This is a genomic window from Cellulomonas massiliensis JC225 (assembly GCF_000312005.1).
In the GTDB taxonomy this organism is placed as follows: Bacteria; Actinomycetota; Actinomycetes; order Actinomycetales; family Cellulomonadaceae; genus Cellulomonas; species Cellulomonas massiliensis.
The window spans coordinates 2581422-2595077 of the sequence record NZ_HE978588.1; the positions used below are offsets into that span (position 1 = coordinate 2581422).

Sequence of the window (13656 nt, forward strand, 5' to 3'; positions counted from 1 at the left end):
GCTCCCGCCATGACGCGCGTCCTGGTGCTCAACGGTCCCAACCTCGGGCGGCTCGGGAGCCGTGAGCCGGAGGTGTACGGCTCGGCGACGTTCGACGACCTCGCCGCCGCGGTCCGCGGCTGGGCGGCGGGCCTGGGGCTCGAGGCGGAGGTGCGCCAGACCGACGACGAGTCCGAGCTGGTGCACTGGCTCCACGAGGCGGTCGACACGCGCTCCGACGTCGTGCTCAACCCCGCCGCGTTCACGCACTACTCCTACGCGCTGCGGGACGCCGCGGCGCAGGTCACGACCGCGGGGCTGCGGCTCGTCGAGGTGCACCTGTCCAATCCGTACGCGCGCGAGGCGTTCCGCCACGTCTCGGTGGTGGGCCCGGTCGCGACGGGGACCGTCGCGGGCTTCGGGCAGGACTCGTACCGGCTCGCGCTGGCGGCGCTCGCGCCGTCCTGACCGCCGGCACCCCGGGCCGGCGGTGGGGGCCGATTCCTGCGAGCCGGAGGGCTGGCGGTACGATGGACGACGGCCCGGACGGGCTCGTCGCCGCCGCGGCCGCTCGGCGGCCAGCGGGCGGCCCACCCCACCTCGACAGGAACGGACGGATCGTGGCGACCACCAACGACCTGAAGAACGGCATCGTGCTGCGGATCGACGGCCAGCTCTGGACCGTCGTGGAGTTCCAGCACGTCAAGCCCGGCAAGGGCGGCGCCTTCGTCCGCACGAAGCTCAAGAACGTGCTCTCCGGCAAGGTCGTCGACCGCACGTTCAACGCGGGCGTGAAGGTCGAGACCGCGAACGTCGACAAGCGCGACATGCAGTACCTCTACAAGGACGGCGACGACTTCGTGTTCATGGACACGGACACGTACGACCAGCTGCACGTCCCGGCGGCGACCGTCGGCGACGCGGCGAACTTCATGCTCGAGAACCAGAACGCGCTCGTCGCCACGAACGAGGGCGTCCCGCTCTACGTCGAGCTGCCCCCGTCGGTCGTGCTCGAGGTGACCTACACCGAGCCGGGCCTGCAGGGCGACCGGTCGTCGGCCGGCACGAAGCCCGCCACGCTCGAGACCGGCTACGAGATCCAGGTGCCCCTGTTCCTCGAGTCGAACACCAAGGTCAAGGTCGACACGCGCGACGGCAGCTACCTCGGCCGCGTGAACGACTGAGGTGGGCGCCCGGACCAAGGCCCGCAAGCGGGCGGTCGACGTCCTCTTCGAGGCCGACCAGCGCGGGCTCGACGTGCTCGAGGTGCTGGCCCGGCGGATCGCCGAGCCGGGCACCGAGGCGGCTCTGCCGCAGTACGCGGTCGAGCTCGTCGAGGGCGTCGCGGAGCGGCGCGAGCGCATCGACGAGATCCTCGCGACCCACTCGCACGGGTGGACGGTGGAGCGGATGCCCGCGGTCGACCGCGCGCTGCTGCGCGTGGGCACGTGGGAGGTCCTCTACAACGACGACGTCCCGGACGCCGTGGCGGTCTCCGAGGCGGTCGAGCTCGCCGGCACCCTGTCGACGGACGACTCGCCCGCCTTCGTCAACGGCCTGCTCGGTCGCGTCGTCGACCTGAAGCCGACGCTGCTGGCCTGACCTCCTGCGCGACTCTCGCGGCGCCCGCCCTGCTCCCACGGAGCACGGCGGGCGTCGTCGTCCCAGGACGGGACGGCGAGGCGGTGGGGTCAGACCTGGCCGTCGCGGACGCGGCGCAGCCGACCCTGCGTCGGCACCGACCGGAGGGCGCGGATGCGCTGGGGGAGCGCCTCCGGGCGCGGGCCGCGCACGGGCAGCTGCGCCGTCGCCCGGCCGAGGAAGTTGCCCTGGACCCGGCGGACGCCGAGCTCGACGAGGACGTCGAGGTCGGAGGCGCGCTCGACCCCCTCGGCGATGACCTCCAGGCCGTGGGCGTGCGCCAGGTCGATGATCGTGCGCACCACCGAGCGGCCGCGCTCGGACTCCAGGTCGCGCACGAACGAGCGGTCCACCTTGAGGACGTCGACCGGGAGCCGGGACAGGCGCGCGAGCGAGCTGTAGCCGGTGCCGAAGTCGTCGACGGCGATCTGCGCCCCGCGGGCGCGCAGCTCGGACAGGATCGGGACGGCGGCCGCGGTGCTGACGAGGGTGCTCTCGGTGATCTCGAGCGTGAGGTGCTCCCAGAAGGCGTCGCCCCACGCGTCCTCGAGCTTCTCGAGCGCGTCGGGCTCCGACAGCTGGCGGGCGGAGACGTTGACGGCGACGGGCATCTGGAAGCGCTGCAGCGCGACACGCGCCTGCCGCAGCATCTCCAGGCCGATGGGGACGATGAGCCCGGACTCCTCGGCCACGTCCAGCCACTCGGCGGGCAGCATGAGCTGGCCGCCGTCGACCCAGCGGGCCAGCGTCTCGACCTGGACCACCTCGAGCGTGCGCGCGTCGACGACCGGCTGGAAGTGGGCGACGAAGCCGCCGGCCTCGACGGCGGCCTCCAGCGCGTTGCGGCGGTGGTGGGAGACCTCGACGCGCCGGCGCAGCTCGCGGTCGTAGACGCGGAAGCCGCTGCGGGACCGCTTGGCCTCGAGCATCGCCGTGTCCGCGTTCCGGACGAGGGCGTCCGGGTCCACGACGTCGCCGGGCACCCACGTGGCGACGCCGACCGACAGGCGCGCGGGCCGCGTGCCCACGCTGCGGTCGACGAACCCCTCGCGCAGCTGCTGGGCGAGCTCGGCCAGCGCGGCGTCGGACGGCGCCCGCGCGATGACCATGACGAACTCGTCGCCGCCGAGCCGCCCCACGTAGGTGTCCTCGCCGCCGGCGGCCGAGCGCAGGTACTCCGCGACCCGCACGAGCACGCTGTCGCCCGCGGCGTGGCCGCACACGTCGTTGATCCGCTTGAAGCCGTCGAGGTCGCAGTACACGAGCGAGACGCGCGTCCGCTCCACGTTGGCGCGCTCGAGGATCTCGCGCAGGTGCTGCTCGGCGGCGCGCCGGTTGGGCAGCCGGGTCAGCGGGTCCGCGAACGCGGTCTGCTCGAGCTTGCCCGCGAGCGCGTACCGCTCGGCGGCGACCGACACGAGGTGGCCCAGGTCGGTGAGGAAGGCGCGGGCCTGCTCGTCCTGGTCGCGCCCGGCCGCGGAGTAGAGCTCGCACACGAAGCGGCCGTGCGAGATGGGGCGCAGCGACGCCTCGATCGAGTCGTCGCCGAGGACGGAGCGCGCGGCGTCGCGCGCCTTGAGCAGCAGCGCGTCGGCGTCGCGCGCGAACCACGCGGCGTTGGCGAGCTGGGCGGTCGCGTCGCGCATGGTGTGCTGCAGCTGCGCGTGCTCCTGCGCGAGCCGCAGGTGGCGCAGCGCCATGGCGCCGAGCGCCACGGCGACGGGGATGGGCCACAGGGCGACGAGCATGCCGCCGACCGAGTCGGGCGGCAGGAGCGCTCCCGCCGTGAGCATGGCGAGGGACTCGGCGCCGGCGACGACGAGGAGCGCGCCGAGCGGCGTGAGCTGCGCGCGCCCGAGGGCCGCGACGACGTACGCGAGCGTGACGCCCGCGAGGCACAGGAGCAGGGCGACGGTCACCCAGGGGTAGGCGCCGTCCAGGGGAGCGGTGGCGGGCAGCCACCAGGTCACGCCGGCCGCGGTGAGCACGGCCGTCGCCGTCACGAGCCACCACCGCGGGCTCGGCCCGGCGCCGAACGCCCGGGTGGCCGGGATCGCGACGACGAGGAACCCGCCGACGAGCAGCAGGTAGGCGAACGAGGCGACGACCCGCCCGACCCCCGGCGCGACCATGGGGTACAGGCCGCCGACGACGAGCATGAGGCCGATGTCCGCGGACCAACGCATCGCCCACACCGCGCCGGTGCTGCGCGTCTCGCCGCGCCACCAGATCCACTGCAGGACGCAGATGCCGACGACGAGCCCCGCAGCCAGCAGCTGCACGACGCTCACCCACGTCGGAACCGTCCCGAGCATGCTCACGACATCGGCGTCGCCCGCACGGCCCTGTAGCGGCATTCGGGTGACGCGGGCGACCCTACGATGAGCGCGATGGACGCCGCCCCGGCCCCGACCGGCCCGCCCGACCCGCTGGTCGCACGGCTGCGGGCCGTCGGCAGCGTGTTCGCGGAGGACGAGGCGCGCGTGCTGCGGTCCTCGGCGTCGTCGCCCGCCCACCTCGAGGCGATGACGGTACGCCGCCTCGCGGGCGAGCCGCTCGAGCACGTCGTCGGGTGGGTGGCGTTCGACGGGCTGCGCCTGGCCGTCGGGCCCGGCGTCTTCGTCCCGCGCCGGCGCACCGAGCTGCTCGCACGCCGGGCCGGCGACCTCACCCGTCCGGGTGACGTCGTGGTCGACCTGTGCTGCGGCGCCGGTGCCGTCGGGGCGGTCGTCCAGCACCGCGTGCCGTCCGCTGAGGTGCATGCGGCCGACGTGGACCCGGTCGCGGTGGCCTGCGCGCGCCGCAACCTCCGACCCGACCGCGTGCACGAGGGCGACCTGTTCGCGGCGCTCCCGCCCGACCTGCGCGGACGGGTGGCCGTGCTCGCGGTCAACGCGCCGTACGTGCCGACCACCGCCATCGCGATGATGCCGCCCGAGGCGCGCGACCACGAGCCACTCGTGGCGCTCGACGGCGGGAGCGACGGGCTCGACGTGCACCGCCGGGTCGCGGCCGCCATGGCGGCGTGGCTCGCCCCGGGTGCGGCGGTGCTCGTGGAGACGAGCGAGCAGCAGGCACCGGGCACCGCGGCGCTGCTGGCGGCGGAGGGCTGCCGGACGCGCGTCGTGCAGGACGAGGAGGTCGGCGCGACCGTGGTGGTGGGTCGCCTGCGCGAGCCCGCCGGGGCGTGACCGACGCCTCGTGGACACCGCCGCGGTCGAGCACGCACGCCGGGGTAGGGTGAGGTGACAACCATCCTTTAACGCCCGTCCTGTGAGGCGGGGAAGGAGTGGCACATGAGCAGCGCTCTGCCCGCGGACCGGCCCTCGCAGCCGGCCGCCGACGGCCTCGCACCGGCCGTCCCGCCCGCCGATCCCGGCGGCACCCTCGTCCTCGGCCCCGCGGAGATCGCCCGCGCGCTGACCCGCATCGCGCACGAGATCCTCGAGCGCAACAAGGGCGGCTCCGACGTCGTCCTGCTGGGCATCCCGACCCGCGGCCTGCCGCTCGCGCAGCGGCTCGCCCGCAAGCTCGCCGAGGTGGAGCCCGGGCTCGTCGCGGACGACCTCGTCGGCGCGCTCGACGTGACGATGTACCGCGACGACCTCGCGCAGCACCCGACGCGCACGATCGGCGCGACGCGGATCCCCGCCGGCGGGATCGACGAGCGGGTCGTCGTCCTGGTGGACGACGTGCTCTTCTCCGGCCGGACGATCCGCGCCGCGCTCGACGCGATCAGCGACCTCGGCCGCCCCCGCGCCGTCCAGCTCGCCGCGCTCGTCGACCGCGGGCACCGGGAGCTGCCGATCCGCGCGGACTTCGTCGGCAAGAACCTGCCGACCTCGCAGGCCGAGCGCGTGCGCGTCCTGCTCGAGGAGGCCGACGGGCGTGACGCGGTGCTGATCGAGGGGGCCGCGCGATGAGGCACCTGCTCTCGGCCGCCGACCTCAGCCTCGACGAGGCGGTGCGGATCCTGGACACGGCCGGCCAGATGGCGCAGACCCAGTCGCGCGAGATCAAGAAGCTGCCGACGCTGCGGGGACGCACGGTCGTCAACCTCTTCTTCGAGGACTCGACCCGCACCCGCATCTCGTTCGAGACCGCGGCCAAGCGGCTCTCGGCCGACGTCATCAACTTCTCCGCCAAGGGCTCGAGCGTCTCGAAGGGGGAGTCGCTCAAGGACACCGCGCTCACGCTGCAGGCGATGGGGGCCGACGCGGTCGTCATCCGCCACCAGGCGTCCGGCGCGCCGCACCGCCTGGCGACGTCGGGCTGGACCGACGGGGCGGTGGTCAACGCCGGCGACGGCACGCACCAGCACCCCACGCAGGCGCTGCTCGACGCGTTCACGCTGCGCCGGCACCTCGTCGGCGAGGGCGCGGACGCGCCGGGGCGCGCGCTCGAGGGGCTGCGCGTCGCGATCGTGGGGGACGTGCTGCACAGCCGGGTCGCCCGCTCGAACGTCCAGCTGCTGCACACGCTCGGCGCGCAGGTGACGCTCGTCGCGCCGCCGACGCTGGTTCCCGTCGGGGTCGAGGCGTGGCCGGCACGCGTCTCGTACCACCTGGACGAGGCCATCGCGGACGACAAGCCGGACGCGGTCATGATGCTGCGCGTCCAGCGCGAGCGGATGTCGAGCGGTGGAGGCGGCTTCTTCCCGAGCCCGCTGGAGTACTCGCGGGCGTACGGCCTCGACGCGCGCCGGCTCGCGGCGCTGCCGGAGCACGCGATCGTCCTGCACCCCGGCCCGATGAACCGCGGCCTGGAGATCACGGCGGACGCCGCCGACTCGCCGCGCGCGGTGATCGTCGAGCAGGTGGCGAACGGCGTCGCCGTGCGGATGGCCGTGCTGTACCTCCTGCTGGCCGGCGGGAGCGCCGCGGGCGCCCCGGCGGGCGCCCGGACCGAGACGAAGGTGGACCAGTGACGAGCTACCTCCTGCGCGACGCCTCGCCGCTCGGCGACGGCACGACCGACGTGCTGCTCGCCGACGGGGTCGTCGCGGCCCTGGGCGACGAGGCCGCCGCGGCGCGCGACCGGGGCGACGTCACGCAGGTCGACGCCCACGGGCTCGTCCTGCTGCCCGGGCTGGTCGACCTGCACACGCACCTGCGCGAGCCGGGCCGCGAGGACGCCGAGACGATCCGCTCCGGCACGCGGGCCGCCGCCCTCGGCGGCTTCACCGCGGTCCACGCGATGGCGAACACGACGCCGACGCAGGACACCGCGGGCGTGGTCGAGCAGGTGTGGCGGCTCGGCCGCGACGCGGGCTGGGCCGACGTGCACCCGGTGGGCGCGGTGACGGTCGGGCTGGAGGGCGAGCGGCTCGCGGAGCTCGGCGCGATGGCCCACTCCCAGGCGCACGTGCGGGTCTTCTCGGACGACGGCCGCTGCGTGCACGACCCCGTCGTGATGCGGCGCGCGCTGGAGTACGTCAAGGCCTTCGACGGCGTCGTCGCGCAGCACGCGCAGGAGCCGCGGCTCACCGAGGGCTCGCAGATGCACGAGGGCGTCGTCTCGGCGGAGCTCGGGCTCGCGGGCTGGCCGGCGGTGGCCGAGGAGGCGATCATCGCCCGCGACGTGCTGCTCGCCGAGCACGTCGGCTCGCGCCTGCACGTCTGCCACCTGTCCACCGCCGGCTCCGTCGAGATCGTCCGGTGGGCGAAGTCGCGGGGGATCGACGTGACCGCCGAGGTGACGCCGCACCACCTGCTGCTCACCGACGAGCTCGTGCGCGGCTACGACCCGGTGTTCAAGGTGAACCCGCCGCTGCGCACGCAGCGGGACGTCGAGGCGGTCCGCGCGGGACTCGAGGACGGCACGATCGACATCGTCGCCACGGACCACGCGCCGCACGCCCGCGAGGACAAGGACTGCGAGTGGGCGGCCGCCGCGTTCGGCATGACCGGGCTGGAGACCGCGCTCTCGGTCGTCCAGGAGGTCATGGTCGACACCGGCCGGTTCACGTGGGCGGACGTCGCCCGGGTCCTGTCGACCAAGCCCGCCGAGATCGGCCGCGTCACCGACCACGGCCGGCCGATCGCGGTGGGGGAGCCGGCAAACCTCACGCTCGTCGACCCGAACGTGCGCCGGACGGTCGACCCGCGCACGCAGGGCACGCAGAGCTCGAACACGCCGCTGCGCGGCCGCGAGATCTCCGGCTGCGTCATCGCGACCTTCCTGCGCGGGCGGGCCACGGTGCTCGACGGCGGCGCCTGCGACGACCAGGTGGTGATCGCGTGAGGCAGCTCGCGGCGACCGCCGCCTGCGTCCTGGTCGTCGTCCTCGCGCTGTGGGCGATGCGACGCGGCTGGCGACGACGAGCCGCGGCCACGGCGCCGCTCGTCGCGCACCTGCCCCAGCGGCCCACCGAGCTGGGCGCGCGGCGGGGGGAGCCGGTCGAGGCGACGTACGTCTCGACGACCCGGGCCGGCGACTGGCTCGACCGCGTCGCGGCGGCTGACCTGGGCGTGCGCAGCCCCGCCAGCGTCGAGGTCTACGACGCGGGCGTGCAGATCCGCCGCACGGGAGCGCAGGACGTGTTCATCCCGGCCACGGCGCTGCGCTCGGCCTCGACCGCTCCCGGCATCGCCGGGAAGGTCGTCGCCGGCGACGGCCTCGTGGTCCTCACCTGGCAGGCGGACGCCGACGACGCGCGCGGGCTGGACACCGGCCTGCGCCCCCGGCACGCCGCCGACCGGCCGCGCCTCGTCGCGGCCGTCACCGACCTGATCACCACCACGCCCGGCACGGCCGGGGCACAGGAGAGCTGATGACGCAGGCAGCAGTGCTCGTCCTCGAGGACGGGCGCACGTTCACCGGCGAGGCGTACGGCGCGACCGGCACCACCCTCGGCGAGATCGTCTTCAACACCGGCATGACCGGCTACCAGGAGACGCTCACCGACCCGTCGTACCACCGCCAGATCGTCGTCATGACCGCGCCGCACGTCGGCAACACCGGTGTCAACGACGAGGACCCCGAGAGCGGCCGCATCTGGGTCGCCGGCTACGTCGTGCGCGACCCCGCGCGCCGCGCGTCGAGCTGGCGCTCGCGCCGCACGCTCGACGACGAGCTCGCCGCGCAGGGCGTCGTCGGGATCAGCGGCATCGACACCCGCGCCCTCACGCGCCACCTGCGCGAGCGCGGCGTCATGCGCGCCGGCGTCTTCTCCGGGGACGCGCTGGCCACGGACGGCGAGCGCCGCCCCACCGACGACCTGCTCGCCGAGGTCCGGTCCGCGCCCGCGATGGCGGGCGCCGACCTCGCGGGCGAGGTGACGACGCAGGAGGCGTACGTCGTCGAGCCGCTCGGGCCCGACGGCGAGCCGCTCGCCGAGCCCGTGGCGACCGTCGCCGCGGTGGACCTCGGCATCAAGGCGATGACCCCGCAGCGGATGGCCGAGCGTGGCATCCGGGTGCACGTGCTGCCCTCGACCGCGTCGATCGACGAGGTGCTCGCGGTGCAGCCCGACGGCGTCTTCTTCTCGAACGGCCCGGGCGACCCGGCGGCCGCGACGCACGAGATCGAGCTGCTGCGCGACGTGCTCGACCGGCGGATCCCGTTCTTCGGCATCTGCTACGGCAACCAGCTGCTCGGGCGGGCGCTCGGCTTCGGCACCTACAAGCTGGGCTACGGCCACCGCGGCGTGAACCAGCCGGTCGTCGACCGCGCCACCGGCAAGGTCGAGATCACGGCGCACAACCACGGCTTCGCGGTCGACGCCCCGCTCGACGGGGAGACGGCCGCGCCGCACGACGGCGGGCGCTACGGGCGCGTCGTCGTGAGCCACGTCGACCTCAACGACGACGTGGTCGAGGGCCTGCAGGCGCTCGACCTGCCCGCCTTCTCGGTGCAGTACCACCCCGAGGCGGCGGCCGGCCCGCACGACGCCGCCTACTTGTTCGACCGCTTCCTCGACCTCATGCACGACACGAAGGGCGCCGCCTGATGCCTCGCCGCACCGACATCTCCAGCGTCCTCGTCATCGGGTCCGGCCCGATCGTCATCGGGCAGGCCTGCGAGTTCGACTACTCGGGCACCCAGGCGTGCCGCGTGCTCAAGGAGGAGGGCCTGCGGGTCGTCCTCGTGAACTCCAACCCGGCGACGATCATGACGGACCCCGAGTTCGCCGACGCGACCTACGTCGAGCCGATCACGACCGAGGTGCTCACCTCGATCATCGCGAAGGAGCGCCCCGACGCGATCCTGCCGACGCTCGGCGGGCAGACGGCCCTCAACGCCGCCATCGCGCTGGACGAGGCGGGCGTGCTCGCGAGGTACGACGTCGAGCTCATCGGCGCGAACATCCCGGCCATCCAGAAGGGCGAGGACCGCGAGCAGTTCAAGCAGGTCGTCGAGGTCTGCGGCGGCGAGTCCGCGCGCTCGGCGATCGTGCACACCATGGACGACGCCCTGGCGGCCGTCGAGGACCTCGGCTACCCGGTGGTCGTGCGCCCGTCGTTCACGATGGGCGGCCTCGGCTCCGGCATCGCCTACGACGAGGACGACCTGCGGCGCATCGTCGGGCAGGGCCTGCACTACTCGCCGACCACCGAGGTGCTCCTGGAGGAGTCGATCCTCGGCTGGAAGGAGTACGAGCTCGAGCTCATGCGCGACAAGAACGACAACGTCGTGGTCGTGTGCTCGATCGAGAACGTCGACCCGGTCGGCGTGCACACCGGCGACTCCGTGACGGTCGCGCCCGCGCTGACCCTCACGGACCGCGAGTACCAGCGCCTGCGCGACATCGGCATCGCGGTCATCCGCGAGGTGGGCGTGGACACCGGGGGCTGCAACATCCAGTTCGCGGTCGAGCCGACCACGGGGCGCGTCGTCGTCATCGAGATGAACCCCCGCGTCTCCCGCTCGTCCGCGCTCGCCTCGAAGGCGACGGGCTTCCCGATCGCGAAGATCGCCGCGAAGCTCGCCGTGGGCTACACGCTCGACGAGATCCCGAACGACATCACCGGCTCGACCCCGGCGTCGTTCGAGCCCACGCTCGACTACGTCGTCGTCAAGGTCCCGCGGTTCGCGTTCGAGAAGTTCCCGGCCGCCGACCCGACGCTCACGACGACCATGAAGTCGGTCGGCGAGGCGATGGCGATGGGCCGGAATTTCACCGAGGCCCTCGGCAAGGCGATGCGGTCGATCGACAAGAAGGGCTCCGTGTTCCACTGGGCCGGCGAGCCGGCGACGGGGGAGGAGCTCGACGCGCTCGTCGAGTCCATCGCGCGGCCGACCGACCACCGCCTGGTGGACGTGCAGCAGGTGCTGCGCGCCGGGGTCGACCTCGAGACCGTGTACGCCCGCACGGGCATCGACCCCTGGTTCCTCGACCAGGTGGAGCTCGTCAACGAGGTCGCGGAGGCGACCCGCACGGCCGAGGCGCTCACGCGCGAGGTGCTCCTGCACGCCAAGCGGCACGGCCTGTCCGACGCCCAGGTCGCCGAGCTGCGCGGGACGAGCGAGGAGTCGGTGCGCCGCGCGCGGCACGCCGTCGGCCTGCGCCCCGTCTACAAGACGGTCGACACGTGCGCCGCCGAGTTCGCGGCGCGCACGCCGTACCACTACTCGTCCTACGACGAGGAGACCGAGGTCGCCCCGCGCACGCGGCCGGCGATCCTCATCCTCGGCTCCGGGCCCAACCGCATCGGCCAGGGCATCGAGTTCGACTACTCGTGCGTCCACGCCGCGCTGGCGCTCAAGGGCGAGTACGAGACCGTCATGGTCAACTGCAACCCCGAGACCGTGTCGACGGACTACGACACCTCCGACCGGCTCTACTTCGAGCCGCTCACGTTCGAGGACGTGCTGGAGGTCTACGCGGCCGAGGCCGCCGCCGGCCCGGTCGCCGGGCTCATCGTCACGCTCGGCGGGCAGACGCCGCTGGCGCTGGCCCAGCGTCTGCAGGACGCCGGCCTGCCGATCCTCGGCACCTCGCCGGCGGCGATCGACGCCGCCGAGGACCGCGGCGAGTTCGGCAAGGTGCTCGAGGCCGCGGGGCTGCCCGCGCCGGCGTTCGGCACCGCCACGACGCTCTCGGGCGCCAAGGAGACCGCGCGGCGGATCGGGTACCCGGTGCTGGTGCGCCCGTCCTACGTGCTCGGCGGGCGCGGGATGGAGATCGTCTACGACGAGCAGCACCTCACCGAGTACGTGCAGCGCGCGCTGGACAACCTCGCCGACGGGGGCCGGGCGGGCACGCTGCCGCCGCTGCTCATCGACCGCTTCCTCGACGACGCGATCGAGATCGACGTGGACGCGCTGTTCGACGGTCACGAGCTGTTCCTCGGCGGCGTCATGGAGCACATCGAGGAGGCCGGCATCCACTCCGGCGACTCGGCGTGCGCGCTCCCGCCGGTGACCCTCTCCGTGCAGGAGCTCGAGCGCATCCGCCTCTCGACCGAGGCGATCGCGCGGGGCGTCGGGGTGCACGGCCTGCTCAACATCCAGTTCGCGCTCGTCTCGGACGTCCTCTACGTGCTCGAGGCGAACCCGCGGGCGTCGCGCACGGTCCCGTTCGTGTCCAAGGCGACCGGGGTGTCGCTCGCGAAGGCCGCCGCGCACGTCATGGCCGGCCGCACCATCGCGCAGCTGCGGGCCGAGGGCCTGCTGCCGCTCGAGGACGCGAGCGTGCTCGACCTCGACTCGCCCATCGCGGTCAAGGAGGCGGTGCTGCCCTTCAAGCGGTTCCGCACCGGCGCCGGCCACGTGGTCGACACCGTCCTGGGGCCGGAGATGCGCTCGACCGGCGAGGTCATGGGCTTCGACGTCGACTTCCCGACGGCGTTCGCGAAGTCCCAGGAGGCGGCCTTCGGCGGGCTCCCGACGAGCGGGCGGGTGTTCATCTCGGTCGCGGACCGGGACAAGCGCTCGATCGTCCTGCCGGCCAAGCGCCTGACCGAGCTCGGCTTCGAGATCCTCGCGACCGAGGGGACGGCCGCCGTCCTGCACCGCAACGGCATCGCGTCGACGACCGTCACCAAGTTCTCGGTGGGCCGCCGCACGGGCGCCGAGACGATCGTCGACCTCATCACCGCCGGCGAGGTCGACATGGTGGTCAACACGCCCTCGGGCCAGGGCGCGCGCGCCGACGGCTACGAGATCCGCGCGGCCACCACCGCCGCCGACAAGGCGATCGTCACGACCGTGCAGCAGCTCGGCGCCGCCGTGCAGGCGATCGAGGCGGCCCAGGCCGGGCCGTTCCGGGTCTGGAGCCTGCAGGAGCACACCGAGGCGGCCGACGAACGCCGCAACCGGCGGACGCAGGTGCCGGCGTGACGGCGCCCGCGGCGGCGCGCGAGCCGTTCGGCGCCCGGCTCGCGGCCGCGATGGACGCGCACGGGCCGCTGTGCGTCGGCATCGACCCGCACGCGAGCCTGCTCGCGCAGTGGGGCCTGACCGACGACGCGCGGGGCGTGCGCCGGTTCGCGCTCACGGTCATGGAGGCGGTCGCGGGACGGGTGGCGGCGGTCAAGCCGCAGGCGGCCTTCTTCGAGCGGCACGGCTCGGCGGGCGTCGCCGCGCTGGAGGAGGTCGTCGCGGCGGGCCGGGACACCGGCACGCTCGTCCTCGTGGACGCGAAGCGGGGCGACATCGGCTCGACGATGGGGGCGTACGCCGACGCGTTCCTCGCCGACGGCTCGCCGCTGGCGGGCGACGCGCTCACCGTCTCGCCGTACCTGGGGTTCGGGTCGCTCGCCCCGGCGGTCGAGCTCGCGCGTGCGACCGGTCGCGGGCTGTTCGTCCTGTGCCTGACGTCGAACCCCGAGGGCGCCGAGGTGCAGCACGCCCGGACCCCGGACGGCGCGACCGTCGCGGCCACCACTGCCGCGCACGCCGCCGCGGCGAACGCGGGCGCCGCGCCGATGGGCTCCGTCGGCCTCGTCGTGGGCGCTACGGTCGGCGACGCGGCGCTGCGCACCGGCACGGACCTCGTCGCCGTGAACGGGCCGCTGCTCGCACCGGGCGTCGGTGCGCAGGGCGCCGGCCCCCGCGAGCTCGCCCAGGTGTTCGGCGCGGCGCGCCGCCAGG

The 13656-nt window shown here is 74.3% G+C and carries 12 protein-coding genes; 11 read left to right on the forward strand and 1 reads right to left on the reverse strand.

Annotation, left to right across the window (positions count from 1 at the left end; translation table 11 throughout):
• Positions 1-9: 9 nt before the first annotated feature.
• The 3 genes from HGCM_RS12220 (at position 10) to nusB (ending at position 1581) form a co-directional block, all read left to right on the forward strand.
• Entirely contained in the window at positions 10-447 is a 438-nt protein-coding gene (locus HGCM_RS12220; protein WP_019137118.1) for a type II 3-dehydroquinate dehydratase, read from the forward strand.
• Positions 448-599: 152 nt separating this feature from the next.
• Positions 600-1163, forward strand: a complete 564-nt coding sequence (efp, locus tag HGCM_RS12225) for an elongation factor P (RefSeq protein ID WP_026075449.1) — start codon at positions 600-602, stop codon at positions 1161-1163.
• Between the two features lies 1 nt (position 1164).
• Positions 1165-1581 (forward strand): transcription antitermination factor NusB, encoded by a 417-nt coding sequence (gene nusB / locus HGCM_RS12230; RefSeq protein WP_019137120.1) that lies wholly within the window; start codon positions 1165-1167, stop codon positions 1579-1581.
• Positions 1582-1670: 89 nt separating this feature from the next.
• Here the strand turns inward: nusB and HGCM_RS12235 are convergent, their stop codons facing one another.
• Complete coding sequence (locus tag HGCM_RS12235) at positions 1671-3911, reverse strand: putative bifunctional diguanylate cyclase/phosphodiesterase (protein ID WP_246119457.1); 2241 nt, start codon at positions 3909-3911, stop codon at positions 1671-1673.
• A gap of 99 nt (positions 3912-4010) precedes the next feature.
• Here HGCM_RS12235 and HGCM_RS12240 point away from each other — a divergent pair, with 99 nt between their 5' ends.
• The 8 genes from HGCM_RS12240 to pyrF all read left to right on the forward strand — a co-directional run.
• Positions 4011-4811 (forward strand): putative protein N(5)-glutamine methyltransferase, encoded by an 801-nt coding sequence (locus HGCM_RS12240; protein ID WP_019137122.1) that lies wholly within the window; start codon positions 4011-4013, stop codon positions 4809-4811.
• A gap of 105 nt (positions 4812-4916) precedes the next feature.
• Complete coding sequence (pyrR, locus tag HGCM_RS12245; RefSeq protein WP_019137123.1) at positions 4917-5543, forward strand: bifunctional pyr operon transcriptional regulator/uracil phosphoribosyltransferase PyrR; 627 nt, start codon at positions 4917-4919, stop codon at positions 5541-5543.
• A complete protein-coding gene (locus HGCM_RS12250) occupies positions 5540-6547 on the forward strand; it encodes an aspartate carbamoyltransferase catalytic subunit (protein WP_019137124.1) in 1008 nt (335 codons plus the stop codon). The genes pyrR and HGCM_RS12250 overlap by 4 nt, the downstream gene beginning before the upstream one ends.
• Positions 6544-7863, forward strand: coding sequence for a dihydroorotase (locus HGCM_RS12255; protein WP_019137125.1), 1320 nt, complete (start codon positions 6544-6546; stop codon positions 7861-7863). Before HGCM_RS12250 ends, HGCM_RS12255 begins: the two co-directional genes overlap by 4 nt.
• Positions 7860-8393 (forward strand): PH-like domain-containing protein, encoded by a 534-nt coding sequence (locus tag HGCM_RS12260; protein ID WP_019137126.1) that lies wholly within the window; start codon positions 7860-7862, stop codon positions 8391-8393. The genes HGCM_RS12255 and HGCM_RS12260 overlap by 4 nt, the downstream gene beginning before the upstream one ends.
• The gene (gene carA, locus HGCM_RS12265) at positions 8393-9571 is read left to right on the forward strand and encodes a glutamine-hydrolyzing carbamoyl-phosphate synthase small subunit (protein WP_026075450.1); all 1179 of its coding nucleotides are present in this window, start codon (positions 8393-8395) and stop codon (positions 9569-9571) included. The genes HGCM_RS12260 and carA overlap by 1 nt, the downstream gene beginning before the upstream one ends.
• Complete coding sequence (gene carB / locus HGCM_RS12270; RefSeq protein WP_019137128.1) at positions 9571-12903, forward strand: carbamoyl-phosphate synthase large subunit; 3333 nt, start codon at positions 9571-9573, stop codon at positions 12901-12903. The genes carA and carB overlap by 1 nt, the downstream gene beginning before the upstream one ends.
• A 50-nt stretch (positions 12904-12953) precedes the next feature.
• A partial coding sequence (pyrF, locus tag HGCM_RS18215) for an orotidine-5'-phosphate decarboxylase (RefSeq protein ID WP_246119508.1) occupies positions 12954-13656 on the forward strand: 703 nt, incomplete at its 3' end.

Bases quoted from the DNA above. Each gene is read 5' to 3' on its own strand.
- HGCM_RS12220 (WP_019137118.1), top strand. From the start codon at position 10: ATGACGCGCGTCCTGGTGCTCAACGGTCCCAACCTCGGGCGGCTCGGG.
- HGCM_RS12240 (WP_019137122.1), top strand. From the start codon at position 4,011: ATGGACGCCGCCCCGGCCCCGACCGGCCCGCCCGACCCGCTGGTCGCA.
- pyrR (WP_019137123.1), top strand. From the start codon at position 4,917: ATGAGCAGCGCTCTGCCCGCGGACCGGCCCTCGCAGCCGGCCGCCGAC.
- HGCM_RS12250 (WP_019137124.1), top strand. From the start codon at position 5,540: ATGAGGCACCTGCTCTCGGCCGCCGACCTCAGCCTCGACGAGGCGGTG.
- carA (WP_026075450.1), top strand. From the start codon at position 8,393: ATGACGCAGGCAGCAGTGCTCGTCCTCGAGGACGGGCGCACGTTCACC.
- carB (WP_019137128.1), top strand. From the start codon at position 9,571: ATGCCTCGCCGCACCGACATCTCCAGCGTCCTCGTCATCGGGTCCGGC.